Genomic DNA, 15,454 nt, shown 5'->3' with positions numbered 1-15,454 from the left:
CTGACTGAAGAGGCCCAACGTCCTGGCGGACGTGTGATGCAAATAGCAGCGCGGGTATCATTAAACGGCACACGTTGTAAACTTCACCAGACTTGTTTTGGTAGCAATGAATCAATGCTATCCTGTGCGGCTCCAGAGGTATCCCAGCCGTAGAGCAAATGAGCACCGTACCAGACAACGAACAAAAATCCAGCCGTGCTTCCTACGCCGATGGTCCGCGCCTGCTGGCCGACATCGGCGCCACCCATGCCCGCTTTGCGCTCGAGACGGCGCCCGGCGTGCTGCGCCAGACCGCGGTGCTGCGCTGCGACGAATTCAGCGGCATCGTGCCGCTGCTGAACGCCTATCTCCATGCGCATGGCGGCGAGCGCATCGCGCACGCGGCCTTTGCGATGGCGAACCCGATCAGCGGCGACCTGGTGCGCATGACCAACCGCGACTGGCAGTTCTCCACCGACGAGGTGCGGCGGACGATGGGCTGGTCGACCCTCCTGATCGTCAACGACTTCACGGCGCTGGCGATGGCGCTGCCCGGCCTCGGCGCCAACGACGTGCTGCAGATTGGCGGCGGCAAGCCGGCGCCGCATGCGGTGGCGGGCGTGCTTGGCGCCGGCACCGGCCTGGGCGTGTCGGGCGTGATCCCGACCGCCGACGGCTTCATCACCCTCGGCAGCGAAGGCGGCCACGTGAACTTCGCCCCGGCCGACGAGCGCGAGTTCGCGATCCTGCAGTACGCCTGGCGCGAATGGCCGCACGTGTCGAACGAACGTATCCTGTCCGGTCCCGGCATGGAGCTGGTCTACCGGGCGCTGGCCGAACGCAACGGCGTGCAGGCCACGGCGCCGGTCCGCACGGCGGCGGAGATCGTCAGCTGCGCACTCGAGGAAAACGAACCGCTCTGTCTCGAAGTGCTGGAATGCTTCGCCGGCATGCTGGGCGGCGCGGCCGCCAACCTGGCGGTGACGCTGGGCGCCTTTGGCGGCATCTTCATCGGCGGCGGCATCGTGCCGCGCATCGCGCCCTGGTTTGCCACGTCGCCGTTCCGCGCACGCTTCGAAGCGAAAGGGCGCTTCACCGACTACCTGGCGCAGATCCCGACCTACGTCATCATGACGCCGAATCCGGCGCTGCGCGGCGTGTCGACGATTTTGTCGGAACACCTGCGCGGGCGCAGCGGCGCCAACACGCTGATGGAGCGCGTGCAGCACCTGCAGCACGAACTGTCGCCGGCCGAACAGCGCGTAGCAAGCCTGGTGCTGGAGCATCCGCGCAAAGTGCTGTCCGAGCCGATCGCCGAGATCGCGCGCCTGGCGGACGTCAGCCAGCCGACCGTGATCCGCTTCTGCCGCTCGCTCGGCTTCCAGGGCCTGGCCGAATTCAAATTGAAATTCGCCGGCAGCCTGACCGGCTCGATCCCGGTGCGCCACAGCCAGGTGCGCATGAGCGACAGCACCCATGACCTGTCAGCCAAGGTGATCGACAACACCGTGTCGGCGATCCTGAAGTTCCGCGACGGGCTGGACGTGCATGCAATCGACCGCGCCATCGAGCTGCTGCGGCGCGCCAACAAGGTCGAGTTCTACGCGATGGGCAATGCGCGCGTGGTGGCGCTGGACGGCCAGCATAAATTCTTCCGCTTCCGCATCCCGACCACGGCGCACGGCGACGCCCACCTGTTCCAGCTGGCGGCCGAACTGCTGCAGCCGGGCGACGTGGTGGTAGCCATTTCCACCGCCGGCCAGGCCCCCGAACTGCTGGGCGCGGTGGACGCGGCGCGCAAGGCCGGCGCCAGCGTGATCGCCATCACCAGCAGCAAATCGGCGCTGGCGAAAAAGGCGAACGTCTGCCTGGCGGTCGACCACACCGAGGACAGCACGACCTTCCTGTCGATGATCTCGCGCATCCTGCAGCTGCTCCTGATCGACATCATGGCGGTCGGGATTTCGCTGGGCGACCAGGCCGGCGAGAACGGCGACATCGAGAAGCGCAAGCTGCTGATTTCGCACCTGGATGTATGACCATGACGATCACCTTGCGTGACGTGACCGAGGAAAACTTCGAGGCGCTGATGGACATGGAGCTGCCCGCGCACCAGCGCGACCTGCTGCACACCAATGCCTATTCGATCGCCCAGGCGAAGTTCTACGACGTGCTGGTGCCGCGCGCGATCTACCAGGACGAGCGGCCGGTCGGCTTCGCGCTGTACAACCGCGAGGACGACGGCCGGCCCGGCTGCTACGGCATCTACCGCTTCATGGTCGACTTCCCGCTGCAGTCGCAGGGCATCGGGCGGCGTGCGATGGCACTGCTGCTCGACGAGATCAAGGCCCGGCCGGACGTCCGGCTCATCAACATCTGCTACCACCCGCACAACGAGCGCGCCAGCGCCTTTTATAAAAGCTTCGGCTTCGTCGAGATCGGGATCGACTGCAACCACGAGATGGTGGCGGAGATCCGCCTGCACTGACGGCGGCGGCATCCGGCACCGGCAAGAATATTGCCGCACTCCATTGTTGTGATAAAAATAATATGTCCGCTGCATGGTCTAGAATGTCAAGACAGTGTTAATTCTTCGCTGCGGCATTTATTTTTTTCTCCAAAGACAGCCATGCACCACGATATCGAAAGAATTCCTACCGGCATTCCCGAACTGGATGCTGTCCTGCGCGGCGGCCTGATCCGCCAACGCGTGCACCTGATCGAAGGCCGGCCCGGCACCGGCAAGACCACGCTCGGCCTGCGCTACCTGATCCACGGCGCCTCCACCGGCCAGCGCTGCCTTTACCTGACCCTGTCCGAAAGCCGCGAAGAACTGCTGGCCACCGCGCGCAGCCACGGCTGGTTGCTGGACGGGATCGCGGTCGAGGAAATCATGCCCCTGCCGCCGGAGACGGCCTCGGCGCAGACCATCTTGCTGCCGACCGACACCGAACTGTCGGCCCTGGTGGGCCGGATCGCCGACCGGATTGCCGAAAGCGGGGCCGAGCGCGTGGTCATCGATTCGATGGTCGAGGTACGCCTGCTGGCCCGCGACAGTCCGCATTACCGACGCCAGATCATCGACCTGCGCCAGCGCCTGGCCGGGCTCGATGCCACGGTCATGATGCTCGACGACCTGACCTCCGACGGCCGCGAATACGAGCTGCAGAGCGCGGTGCACGGTGTGGTGACGCTGGAGCAGCTGGAGCGCAGCTTCGGCGCGGCGCGGCGCCGCCTGCGCGTCGTCAAACTGCGCGGCGGCGACTTCCAGAGCGGCTGGCACGATTACGCGATCCAGAAGAGCGAGATCCTGGTCTTCCCCAGCCTGATCGCACAGGAGCACCGGCGCGAGGACGGCGTGCGCGACATGTCCAGCAATGTCGAGAGCCTCGACCGGCTTGTCGGCGGCGCCCTGAGCGCCGGCAGCTCCACCATGATCGTCGGCCCTTCCGGCTCCGGCAAGTCCACCGTGGCCCTGCAATATGCGCTGGCGGCGGTGGAAAGCGGCTGCCATGTCGGTTACTTCAGCTTCGACGAATCCGAAAGCACGCTGCGTTCGCGCATGGTCGCGCACATGCACCAGGATGCCGCGACCGACGAGCAGCGCCGCTTCCACCTGCAGCGCGTCAATCCCTCGCGCATCTCGCCGGGAGAATTCATCTGGAAAGTGCGGCGCATCGTCGAGGACCGCGGTGCGCGCCTGGTCATCATCGACTGCATCAACTCCTACCTCGACGTCATCCGCGAGGAAAAGTCGCTGCTGCTGCAGATGAACGAACTGTTTTCCTACCTGAGCAACATGAACGTGACGTCGATCATCATCGGCGCGCATTCGGCCCGGCTGGATACCTCGAAGGAGCCGGATGCGCTGAGCATCATCACCGACAACATCATCTCGCTGCGCTACTACGAGCACGAGAACGTCGTGCACAAGGCGATCTGCGCCCTGAAGCGGCGCGACGGTCGGCACGAGCACGACGTGTGCGAACTGCACCTGACCGATGCAGGCATCGAGATCGGCGGCCGCGTCGCGGTGCCGGTCGACGAGATCGGGGTGGCGAATCTTGAGTCCTGACGAAAGCGCCCCCGGCGCCGCCAGCGCCGTCGTCTTCGCGCCGGTCGAGGGCGACGCGGCGGCGCTGCGCGGGATGCTGGAAGCCGAAGGCGTGGCCGTGCGCGCCTGCGCCGATGCCGCGAGCTTCTACGCCAGCCTGGACGAACAGGCATGGTGCGCCGTCGTCACCGAGGAGGGACTGGCACGCTGCGCGCTGGACGATCTCGACGCCGCCCTGCGGCGCCAGCCGGCATGGTCCGACCTGCCATTCCTGGCCCTGGCCGGACCCGACCTGGCAAAGATCGACAGCCAGCGCTTCGCGCGTCTGGCGCGCATCGGCAACATCACCCTGCTCGAACGGCCGACGGCGCGCGAAGTGCTGCTGATGTCGATCCGCGCGGCCCTGCGCACGCGCCGCCTGCAGTTCGCCGTGCGCGCGCACTGGCAGGCGCTCGAGCGGCATGCCAGTACGCTCGAAGCGGCCGTGGAGGAACGCACCGCTTCGCTGGAGCGCGAGATCGGCGAGCGCCGCCGCGCCGAGCGCGCGCTGGCCGAGGCGCGCCGGCTGGAGTCGCTGGGGCGCCTGACGGGCGGCGTGGCCCACGATTTCAACAACATCCTGCAAGTGATCTCGGGCTCGGAGACCCTGCTGCGCATGCTGCTTGCCAAGGACGCCAACGAACGTACCGGGCGGGCGCTCGACAGCATCCGGCGCGCGGCGGGACACGGCGCGGCGCTCACCCAGCAGCTGCTCGCCTATGCGCGGCGCCAGCCCCTGAACAACGTCACCCTGGACTTGTCGCTGTACCTGCATGCCGCGGCCGACATGCTGCGCGCGGCGGGCGGTCCCGCAGTCGCCCTGGAGCTGCTCCTCATGCATGCCTTGTGGCCGGTATCGGTCGATCCCGCCCAGCTCGACGCGGCCCTCCTGAACATCGCCGGCAATGCGCGCGATGCCATGCCCGAGGGCGGCCGCCTGGTGCTGGCGGCCCGGAACATGTCTTTACCCGATCCGGCCTGGCCGGAAGGCGAGGATCTGGACGGCGACTACGTCTGCATTACCCTCACCGACGACGGCGCAGGCATGTCCGAAGAAACCGCGCGCCAGGCCTTCGAGCCCTTCTTCACGACCAAGTCGGTCGGCAAGGGAACCGGCCTGGGCCTGTCCCAGGTCCATGGCTTTGCCAGCCAGAGCCACGGCCTTGCCTTTATCCGGCGCGAACGGCGCGGCACCACGGTGGGCATGCTGCTGCCACGCGGCGCCGGCGAGGCCCAGGCGAGCCAGGCCGCCGCAACCGAGGTGTCCGCGCATGCGCTGGCCGGCGCGCGTATCCTGTGCGTCGAGGACAACCCGGTCGTGGCGGAAACCATGTCGTCGCTGCTGTCCGTGCTCGACGCCGAGATCGTGCTGGTCGACAGCGCCGACGCCGCCATCGAGGCCGACTTCAGCGAGATCGACCTGGTCCTGTCGGATGTGATGATGCCGGGCAGTATGGATGGCATCGGCCTGGTGCACTGGCTCGCCAGCCGCCACCCCGGCCTGCCGGTGGTGCTGACCAGCGGCTACCTGGTCGATCCGGGCCGGCTGGCGTCGCTGCAGGTCCAGTTCCTGCGCAAACCCTACACGCTGGCGGCGTTGGCCCAGGCCATCTCCAGCGCGCTCGAGGGAGCCGGTCGATGACGGGAAGGGTTCAATCCTCCAGCAGCACCTTCAGCATGCGCTGCGGGTTGGCGATGAAGTCGTGCATCACGCGGTAGTGTTCGGTGTCTTCGTAGGCCACCTTGCGGATGCCGCCGGCGCCGCACTCGTAGATGATGGCGTCCGGGTAGGCCATCAGGATCGGCGAATGGGTCGCGACCAGGAACTGGCTGCCCTCGCGCACCAGGTCGTGCAGGCGGCTCAGCATGGCGAGCTGGCGCTGCGGCGAGAGGGCGGCCTCGGGTTCGTCGAGGACGAAGAAGCTTCTGCCGCCGAAGCGTTCCATGAACAGGGTGAGGAAGGCTTCGCCGTGCGATTGCTCGTGCAGCGACTTGCCGCCGTAGGAATCGATGAGGCCCGATCCGCCGGGTTCGCGGTCCAGCCTGTCGATCTCGGTACTGACGTTGAAGAAGCTTTCGGCGCGCAGGAAGTAGGCGTCGCGCGGTAGCGAGATGCCGCGTACCAGGCGCAGGTGTTCGTGCAGGGCCGAGTGCGAGGCGCGCGTCGTGAAATTGAAATTGCGGCTGCCGCCTTCGGCATTCAGCCCCATCGCCACCGCGATCGCTTCCAGCAGCGTCGACTTGCCCGAGCCGTTTTCACCAACGAAAAAGGTCACCTGCGGATGCATGGGCAAGCGGCCGAGCGAACGCACCACGGGCAGGGAAAACGGAAACGCGCCCGCGTGCGCGGCGGCCGACGGCTTGAGGCTGACTTCGGACAGGTAGGGGCGGTTTTTCATGTCGACGCTCCGCATCGGGCCAATGGGCTTTCATTCTAGCGGCATGCGCCTCTTTATCCGATGACAAGCCTCGACACTTGACGGTACAATCCCCCGCTTGAGTGAACGGTGTCCTTCCATCGACCGATGGAAGGGTGAAACGGGAAGCCGGTGACGCGCGGGATAGCCATCCCCGCCATTCCGGCGCAGCCCCCGCTGCTGTAAGCCTGACGAACCGGTTCAACGCCACTGCATCTGGGACTACCAGCGCGGGAAGGCAGGAACCGGGGAGGACGACGGCGAGCCAGAAGACCGGCCGTTCACATTGATTGTGCAAGACCCGGGGTGTGGTCTTGTCTGTTGGGTGTGCGTTGTTTTTCCGGCTTTGGCTTGTGCATGGCGTGCGGACGCATGCGCCGCTTTCTTGCGCGCGCGGTTTCGCAGGCCCCGGCGCGTCCGTAGAAGGAAACCGGCGCGCACCGGTCACTTTCCGGGATCGTCATGAACCTTCGCTTGAAAAAGGCGGCGTGGGCCGCCGCTTCGCTCGCGCTCGCCGCTTCTGCCCACGGCAAGGCCGAAGAGCAGCCCCTCGCCACCGTCCACATCACCGAGTCGCGCCAGGCGCCGGCCGGCCTGTCGCTCGACGACAGCAACGGCACCGGCTCGCGCCTGGGCCTGAGCGCACGCGAGACGCCGGCCAGCGTCAGCACGCTGGGCGCCGCCGACATCGCCGAACGCAGCCTCACGCGCGCCCAGGACGTGGCCATTCGCATGCCCGGCATGAGCGAGGCGCCGGCGCCGGGCAATGGCGGCAGCAGCCTGTCGGCGCGCGGCTTCGGCGGCCACAATTCGGTGGCCCAGCTGGTGGACGGCACGCGCCTGGTGGTTGCCGCCGGCACCATCAGCTACCCGTTCTCCACCTGGCCGCTCGAAGCGGTGGAAGTGCTGCGCGGCCCGGCATCGGTGCTGTATGGCGACGGCGCCATCGGCGCGGCCGTGAACTACGTGACGAAGCAGCCGCAGTTCGGGCGCAGCCGCCGCGAAGCCCTGTTCGGCGCCGGCTCGTACGGCACCTGGCAGGCCGGCGTCGGCTTCAGCGGACCGATCGACGACAGCCTGGCCTACTCGCTGTACGCCGACGCGGAAAAGAGCGACGGCTACCGGCGCGACAACGGCTACGAGCGCCAGAATGTATCGGGCGCGCTGGCCTGGCGCGTCAACGCCGACCTGAGCGCGACCCTGAGCCTGGACGCGGGCCGCAACGACGACGCGCGCTACTTCGGCACGCCGCTGCGTAATGGAAAACCCGACCCCAGCCTGCGCCGCATCAGCTTCAACGTCGACGACGCCCTGGTGCGCTACAACGACCGCATCGGCCGCCTGCGCCTGGATTACCGCGCCGCACCGGGAGTGCGCCTGCGTAACGAGAGCTACTACCTGACCAGCAAGCGCCACTGGCGTAACGCCGAAACCTATACCCTGAACGCCGCCGGCACCATGGTGAACCGTGGCGACTACCTGGAAATCCTGCACGACCAGGAGCAGTATGGCAACCGCTTCGACGCGGTCGTCGACGGCCGCATCGGCGGCCTGGCGAACCGGGTGGTGGTCGGCTTCGACTGGTACCGCACGCGCCTGGTGCACAGCAATAACGCGCCGTATGGCGGCGCCAGCACGGTCGACCCTTACGACTTCGCGCCGGGACTGTTCGTGAGCCCGGTGCCGACCATCCCCGGCCGCCGCGCCGAACTGGAAACGCGCGCGCTGTATGCCGAAGACATGCTCGACATCGCCCCCGGCTGGAAGATGGTGGCCGGCCTGCGCCGCGACGCCATGGATTTCGATCACCGCGATTTGCGCAGCGGGGTCGCCCTGGGCAAGAAGTATGCGCCGGTCACCGGACGTCTGGGCGCGGTGTGGTCGCCGAATGCGCAGGTGTCGGTCTACGGCCAGTTCGGCACCGCCACCGATCCATTGAGCGGCGCGCTGGCGCTGCCGAACGGCTCGGTGAGCTTCGACCTGACCCGCGGCCGCCAGCTCGAGTTCGGCGCCAAGGGCGCGCTGCCGGCGCTGAAAGGCGAGTGGACGCTGGCCGCCTACCGCATCGAGAAGCGCAATTTGCTGTCGCGCGATCCGGACAACCCGGGCGTGGCCCAGCAGATCGGCCAGCAATCCTCGACCGGGCTCGAAGTCGCCTTTGCCGCCGAGCTCCTGCGCGGCTGGACGATCGACGCGAACGCCGCCGTGCTGCGCGCCCGCTACGACGATTTCAAGGAGGTCGTGGCCGGCCAGGCGGTCTCGCGCGACGGCAATACCCCGGCCGGCGTGCCGGAACGTACCGCCAGCGTCTGGACCCGCTACCGCTTCCTGCCGCAGTGGGATGCCGGCCTGGGTGCGCGCTACGTCGGCCTGCGCGAATCGAATGCGGCGAACACGGTCAGCCTGCCGGCATACACCGTGCTCGACGCCTCCCTGGCCTGGCGCCAGTCGCCTGCGCTGACCCTGACGCTGGCCGTCAAGAACCTGGCCGACCGCGACTATGCCTTGTCCGGCAGCGGTGGCCTGCGCTGGCTGCTGGGCGCGCCGCGCACCGTGCAGCTGACGGCGCGCTCCAGCTTCTGACGCGCCGATGAAAAAGGCGCTGATCTTCCTGCACAAATGGCTGGGCGTGGGCCTGGCGCTGCTATTTTTGATGTGGTTCGCCAGCGGCATCGTGATGGTCTACGTGCCGTTTCCCGCCCTGGGCGTGGACGAGCGCCTGGCCGGGACGGCGCCGCTGCGCCTGGACGGCTGCTGCCTGGGCGCGCAGGAGGCTGCGGCGCGCGCCGATGTCGCCTTCAGCGAGGCGCGCCTGGGCATGCACGGCGTGGTGCCGGTGTGGCGCATACTAAGCAGCGACAAGCGCTGGCTCACCCTCGATGCGCGCGACGGCGCGGCGCTGGCGGCCCTGTCCGACGCCGAGGCGGCGCAGGTGGCGGAGCGCTTCAGCGGCCGCCGCGCCCTGCATGCCGAACGCCTGGAACGCGACCAGTGGACGGTCGCGCAGGGCTACAACCCGCACCGGCCGCTGGTGCGCGTGGCGATGGCCGGCGCCGACGGGCTGGAACTGTATGTCTCGCCCGGCGCCGCCGAGGTGGTGCTCGACACGCGCCGCGCCGAGCGCGCCTGGAACTGGGTCGGCGCGGTGCCACACTGGCTGTACTTCACCCAGCTGCGGCGCTGGCCGGAATTGTGGAACGGGGTGGTGGTGTGGCTGTCGCTGCCGGGCGTCTTGCTGGCCGCGAGCGGCCTGGCGCTGGGCGTCTGGCAGCTGTACCTGAACCGCAGCCGGTGGATTCCGTATCGGAAGTTCTGGATGCGCTGGCACCATATCGTGGGGCTGGCCGCGGGCGTGGCCTGCGTGACCTGGATATTCTCCGGTCTGTTGTCGATGAATCCCTTCGGGGTGTTTTCGCCGCGCGGTGCGACGCCGGGCGAGCGCACGGCCTGGATTGGCGAGCCGGCCGCGCTCCGCGTCAACCCGGCGCAGGCGCTGGCACTGGCCGCGCGGCCGGCAACGCGCGAGATCGACCTGGTGCAGCTGCAGGGCCGCAGCTGGTATCGCCTGCGCGGCGCGGCGGGCCCGGCCGACCAGGTGCTGGTGAGCGCGGACCGTGCCAATGAAGCCGTGCTGCCGGCCTTGCCGCGCGCCGCCGTCACGGCCGCCTTGTCCACGCTGCGTGTCGACGAGGCGGGGGCGGGCGCGCCGGTGCTGACGCGGCTGGCGCAGTACGATGGTTTGTATTATTCGCGCGAGCCGGCGGGGGAGGCCGGCACCCATACCCGGCCGCTGCCGGTCTGGCGCGCCGCATGGGCCGATGGCGTGACCTTGTATGCCGATCCCGCATCGGCGCGCCTGCTGCTGCGCGCAGATAGCGGCACGCCGTGGCAGCGCGTGCTGTACAACGGCCTGCACAGCTTCGACTTCGCGCCGCTGCTGGCGCGGCCGCTGTTGCGTGTTTCGCTGCTGCTCGGCTTGTGTGTGCTGGGACTGGTGCTGTGCAGCACGGGCTGCGTGCTGGCCTGGCGGGTGCTGGCGCCGGCCCGGCGCCGGGGGGAGGCTCGTTCGAATCGGGCGCGGTAGGATAGCGCGAACATTGCCGGAGCGTGGCTGGTGGGGTGGGTTTGCTTGCGGGATTGGGGCTGTTGCCTGAGGCGGTAGTGGTGTGTTTGATCCGCGTGGGCACAGGGTGCCCACCGTACGGGAAGCGTTTCGGGCGAGCTCATCCGAAAACCAACGGGATTTGCTCGAACTTGCCGATAACATCTCCCGTAGGGTGGGCACTCCGTGCCCACGCGGATCATGCACACCCACACCGTATCAGGCAACAGCCCCACATCCGCCCGCCTTCAATCCTCCACAAACACCACCGCCGTCCGCGGCGGAATGCTGAACGTCCCATTGACGCTGTCATAGCCCGCAGTGGCAGCGCGCTTGTCGCCTGCGCCGGCGGCCGTGTGCACCGGATGCAAACGCAGCTGCCTGCCGCGCAGCCCTGCGTCGGTGACCACGTGCGCCACCTTGTCGGCGTTGATCAGGTAAGTCAGGCTACCGAAGCGCGCGCCGGCATAACCCTTGCCGTCGATGGTGGCCGCGACCACCGTCGGCTCCTGCCGCGGCCCGGTGTTGAAGAAGCGCAGGCGCTGCGCCACATCCTCGGCCGTGCGCATGCGCAGCAGCGTGGTGCTGGCGCGGATCGCGAGCAGGTCGCGGAAGGCGTCGCGCGCAAAGGCGATGTCCGCCGGCTGCGCGCGCAGGGCGGCATTCGCCAGCAGCGGCTTGAACAGCGGCCAGTCCTTCGCATTGTCGTCCGCAGGCGGCAGGCCGGTGCCGAAATGGTTGGTCTGGTAAGTCCAGTCGAGACGATTGAACCAGTCGCCCGAGTTGAAGCTGTTGCGGTCCAGGGACTTGGAGCGCAGGATGTCCGAGCCGGCGTGGTAATAGGCGATGCCCTGGCTGAAGGCGGTAATCGCCAGGCCCAGTACCTGCACGCGCGCGCGGTCGGCGCTGCTGGTCTCCAGCGGCAGCTTCAACGCGTTGTTGTCGTACAGGGTCTGGTTGTCGTGGTTCTCCACATAGTTGACGGTCTCGCCCGGCTCGCTGGCGTAACCGGCCGGCTGGCCGCTGTAGTCGATGTCTTCCAGCTTGCGCGTGCTGCCCTCGAACGTGGCGAGCGGGTAGCTGCGCAGGGTGCCGGCCAGGCCGATGCGCACCATGTCGGCGGCGCGCAGCAGTTCCGTGGCCGGGCGTGCGCCGGCTTTCGCATTCGGGTCGTAGACCAGGCCGTTGATCCAGCCCTGGCGGCTCACCAGCGCCTCGCCCGAATCGCCGGCGCCGCCGCCACGCACGGCATCGCGCGCGCGGTCGCTGAAGGTGCCGATGCCGCTGCCGTTCAGCGACAGCTGCGAGGCCTGCACGAAGCGCGCGCCATTCGCCACTTCGCCGAAGTTCCAGCCTTCGCCCAGCAGCTGCACGCTGCGGCCGGTGGCCTTGTCCACCGCGCCTTGCAGGCGCTCCATCGCCGCGCGCGGCTGGTGGCCCATCAGGTCGAAACGGAAGGAATCGATCTTGTAGTGCCTGGCCCACAGCACCGCCGAGTCGATCATGAGCTTGCCCATCATGCGGTTTTCGGTGGCGGTGTTGTCGCAGCAGGTCGAGCGCTCGATGGCGCCCTTGGCGTTCAGGCGGTGGTAGTAGCCGGGGACGACGCGGTCCAGCACCGACTTGCCGTCTTGCCCGGCCACGAAGGTGTGGTTGTAGACCACGTCCAGGCCCACGCGCAGGCCGGCGCGGTGCAAATGCATCACCATCTCGCGGAACTCGACGATGCGGCGCGCGCCGTCGGCCGGGTCGCTGGCGTAGCTGCCTTCCGGGGCGTTGTAGTGCCAGGGGTCGTAGCCCCAGTTGTAGCAGTCGGTGTGGGCGGTCTTGCGGATCAATGCCTGCTGGGTGTCGCCGTCGGGTGCGCCGGTGGGCTGGGGCCGGGCGCAGTTCTTTTCCGGGATGCTGGCGATGTCGTAGACGGGCAGCAGGTGGATGTCGGTCATGCCGGCCTGCGCCAGGGCCTTCAGGTGGCGCATGCCGTTCGAGTCCGATTCGCCAAAGGCGGTGTACTTGCCGCGCTTCGCGGGCGGCACGGTCTCGTCGTCGCGCGAGAAGTCGCGCACGTGCAGTTCATACACGGCCATGTCGACCGGCGACCTCACCGTTTGCGGGGCGCGTTCCTTGTCCCAGCCGGCAGGCTTGAGCTTGGCGGCGTCGAGGTCGGCGATGTAGCTGCGCTGCGAATCCGTGCTCAGGCTGACCGAATACGGGTCGGTGACCAGGTTGCGCACCAGGCCGGCCTGTTCGCTGACCACGTCGACGGCGTAGGTGTAGTAGCGGCCCGAGAGGTCGGCCGGGGCCTGGGCGTTCCAGACGCCGGTGGCGGGGTCCAGTGCCAGCTGGTGCACGGCGCCGGCGCGGCTGCTGCCGCTGTCGAAGACGCAGACGGCGGCCTGCTGCGCGGTGGGGGCCCAGAGCTTGAAGCCGGTGCGCTTCCTGGCAGGCGTGGCGCCGAGGTCGGGGACCTGCTCGGCGGCGGCGTACAGATCGTCGAGGGCGCCGGCGGCTTGCAGGCGGGTCGCGGCGAGCACGGTGCCGTCGGGGGCTTCCCGTGTCAGCACGAGCTGTTCGCGGTGCAGGGCAGGGAGGCGGGCGAGGTCCTTGTCGGCCAGCTTCAGGACGGGGCCGGCGGCGAGGTACTGGAAGCGCTCGGCAGCGTCTTTTGGAACGGCGTTGGTGCTCTCCAGGTCGAGTGCGCCGGCGGCGCCCTTGACCTTGCGGCCGACGATGGTTTCGATGGCTGCCGTGGGGGAGTGGTGGAGTTTGAACTTGCCGTCGCTCGGCGAGCCGGGCCACTTCGCCAGCGCGCGGTTCAGCCAGACGGCGCGGGCTTCCAGTGCATGCGGGGCGGCGGCCAGCGTGGTGGTGGCGGGGCCGTTGCAGGCGTCCAGGGAAATTGCGGCGTGAGCGGAGGAGGCGAGGGCGGTGGCGAGAGCGAAGGGGACAGTTCGGATCATGTTGTCGGTTGTGGTGACGCGCGTGAATGCGAGCGTGATTTGAACGCGTGGGCACGGGGCGCCCACCCTACGCATGCAAACGTCTGCGGCTGCGAATAGGTAGGGTGGGCGCCCCGTGCCCACGCGTTGATAGTTAGCGATAAGCGACCCGGCCCGAAATCGAAGCCGGAAACACCAAGCGCCTAGACCTTCGCCGCCGACGGCGACTTCGACGAATCCAGGCTGCGATAGTGATCCACCATCTTGTACCGCTTCGCATACAACCCGAACGCCACCGCCGCCAGCGCCGCGAAGCCGGCAAAGAAGAACATCTGGAACGCGATCACGCTCAGGCCCGACCCGGCGATGGAATTGACCACCGCGTCGTTCTTCACCGCCGCATTCACCACTAGCACCCACAGGTTGCCCACCGTGACCGCGAGGCTCCACAGCGCCATGATCGCGCCCTTCATCGAGGCCGGCGCCTGGCTGTAGGCGAACTCCAGGCCCGTGGCCGAGACCAGCACCTCGCCCATGGTCAGCAGCGCGTAGGGCAGGATCTGCCAGGCCATCGAGGTTGGCGTGCCGGCGTCCATCGACACCTGGATCGCGCCGATCACCAGCCACGACAAGGCCGAGAAGGCGATGCCCGAGGTCATGCGGCGCAGCGGCGTCGGCGTGATGCCGATCTTTTGCAGCATAGGGAACAGCACCAGGTTATTGAAGGGGATCAGCAGCATCACCAGCAGCGGGTTCAGCGCCTGCATCTGGGCCGGCAGCAGGGTGAACTCGTTGCCGAATACCGAGAAGGTGGTGATCATCGAGTTCGCCTGGACGATCCAGGTCGAGGCCTTCTGATCGAACAGCGACCAGAACGGCGTGACCAGCGCGAACACCACCAGGATGCGCAGCACCGCGCGCACGCCGTCCACCGCATCGTCGGGGTGGTGGCCGCGTGCGCGTTCCAGCTGCATCGAGATCCCCATGCCGACAAAGGCCAGCAGCAGCACCAGCGCCGTGCAGGCCGCGATCACGAAGCCCCAGCTTGGCGACATCAGCAGCGAGGCGATCGCGCCGAACAAACCGACCATGGCGACGGTGCGGCCGGCGCCGTTGGTGGACAGCGCGGTGCGCGCCACGCGCGAGAACGAGTGCGGGTTCGGCGCGGCGGGCGGCACGTGCACGTACTTCTTCTTCCCGCTCCAGAACACCATGGTCGCGATGAACATCATGATGCCGGGGATGCCGAAGGCGACCGCCGGCCCGTAGTTCTTCAGGAACAGCGGCATCAGGAGCGATGCGAAGAAGGAGCCGAAGTTGATGATCCAGTAGAAGGCGTCGAACACGATCTTCGCCTTGTCCTTGTTCGTCTGGTCGAACTGGTCGCCGACAAAACTCGACACCAGCGGCTTGATGCCGCCCGAGCCGAGCGCGATCAGGCCCAGGCCGAGGTAGAAGCCTTTCACGTTGTCCTCGAAGATGGCGAGGCAGGCGTGGCCGGCGCAGTAGACGAGGCTGAGCCAGAACACCGTGTTGTACTTGCCGAAGAAACGGTCGGCCAGCCAGCCACCCAGCAGCGGGAAGAAGTACACGCCGATCACGAAGGTGTGGAACACGTGCTTGGCTTCGCCGGTACGCTCGGACTCCGGCAGGAACAGCAGCAGCGTCGAGATCAGGAAGGGCGTCAGGATGTTGCGCATCCCGTAGAAGCTGAAGCGCTCGCAACCTTCGTTGGCGATGATGTACGGGATCTGGCGGGGCATGCGTCCGCTGGAGGGCGTGGTCGGCTGGTTCATGGACTCGTCCTGTGAGTGAATTAACCCGGGATGCTATGACGCCCTTGCGGTCTTGGCAACCGGAAAATTGATGTTGACATCACTGAACCGTAGTTTAGCTACTTTTGTTTCACGCCATGCAAATAGTA

9 protein-coding genes and 1 riboswitch are annotated in these 15,454 nt (G+C 67.6%); of the genes, 6 read left to right on the top strand and 3 right to left on the bottom strand.

Annotation, left to right across the window (positions count from 1 at the left end):
- Positions 1-158 precede the first annotated feature (158 nt).
- The 4 genes from QPK31_RS04765 (at position 159) to QPK31_RS04750 (ending at position 5,714) form a co-directional block, all read left to right on the top strand.
- Positions 159-2,018 carry a glucokinase gene (locus QPK31_RS04765; protein ID WP_290421791.1) on the top strand — a complete coding sequence of 620 codons (1,860 nt, stop codon included), beginning with the start codon at positions 159-161 and terminating at the stop codon, positions 2,016-2,018.
- Between the two features lie 2 nt (positions 2,019-2,020).
- Complete coding sequence (locus QPK31_RS04760) at positions 2,021-2,467, top strand: GNAT family N-acetyltransferase (RefSeq protein WP_290421790.1); 447 nt, start codon at positions 2,021-2,023, stop codon at positions 2,465-2,467.
- Between the two features lie 141 nt (positions 2,468-2,608).
- The gene (locus tag QPK31_RS04755) at positions 2,609-4,054 is read left to right on the top strand and encodes an ATPase domain-containing protein (RefSeq protein ID WP_290421789.1); all 1,446 of its coding nucleotides are present in this window, start codon (positions 2,609-2,611) and stop codon (positions 4,052-4,054) included.
- On the top strand, positions 4,044-5,714 hold the full coding sequence (locus QPK31_RS04750; RefSeq protein WP_290421788.1) for a response regulator: 1,671 nt from the start codon (positions 4,044-4,046) through the stop codon (positions 5,712-5,714). Before QPK31_RS04755 ends, QPK31_RS04750 begins: the two co-directional genes overlap by 11 nt.
- Before the next feature lie 10 nt (positions 5,715-5,724).
- On the opposite strand, the gene QPK31_RS04745 is transcribed toward QPK31_RS04750, so the two are convergent.
- Entirely contained in the window at positions 5,725-6,471 is a 747-nt protein-coding gene (locus tag QPK31_RS04745) for an AAA family ATPase (RefSeq protein ID WP_290421787.1), read from the bottom strand.
- 89 nt (positions 6,472-6,560) lie between these two features.
- Positions 6,561-6,786: riboswitch (cobalamin riboswitch) on the top strand.
- Positions 6,787-6,951: 165 nt separating this feature from the next.
- Here QPK31_RS04745 and QPK31_RS04740 point away from each other — a divergent pair.
- Both QPK31_RS04740 and QPK31_RS04735 read left to right on the top strand, forming a co-directional pair.
- Positions 6,952-9,072 carry a TonB-dependent siderophore receptor gene (locus QPK31_RS04740; RefSeq protein WP_290421786.1) on the top strand — a complete coding sequence of 707 codons (2,121 nt, stop codon included), beginning with the start codon at positions 6,952-6,954 and terminating at the stop codon, positions 9,070-9,072.
- Positions 9,073-9,079: 7 nt separating this feature from the next.
- Complete coding sequence (locus QPK31_RS04735; protein WP_290421785.1) at positions 9,080-10,573, top strand: hypothetical protein; 1,494 nt, start codon at positions 9,080-9,082, stop codon at positions 10,571-10,573.
- A 266-nt stretch (positions 10,574-10,839) separates the two neighbouring features.
- Here the strand turns inward: QPK31_RS04735 and QPK31_RS04730 are convergent, their stop codons facing one another.
- Positions 10,840-13,551 carry an alpha-1,6-glucosidase domain-containing protein gene (locus QPK31_RS04730; RefSeq protein ID WP_290421784.1) on the bottom strand — a complete coding sequence of 904 codons (2,712 nt, stop codon included), beginning with the start codon at positions 13,549-13,551 and terminating at the stop codon, positions 10,840-10,842.
- A 182-nt stretch (positions 13,552-13,733) separates the two neighbouring features.
- Positions 13,734-15,326: an oligopeptide:H+ symporter gene (locus QPK31_RS04725; protein ID WP_290421783.1), complete on the bottom strand. Its 1,593-nt coding sequence runs from the start codon at positions 15,324-15,326 to the stop codon at positions 13,734-13,736.
- Positions 15,327-15,454: the final 128 nt, after the last annotated feature.

It is taken from the genome of Massilia sp. YIM B02769 (genome assembly GCF_030411995.1).
GTDB lineage: Bacteria > Pseudomonadota > Gammaproteobacteria > Burkholderiales > Burkholderiaceae_D > Telluria.
This window is presented reverse-complemented; position numbering and strand designations above follow the sequence as displayed.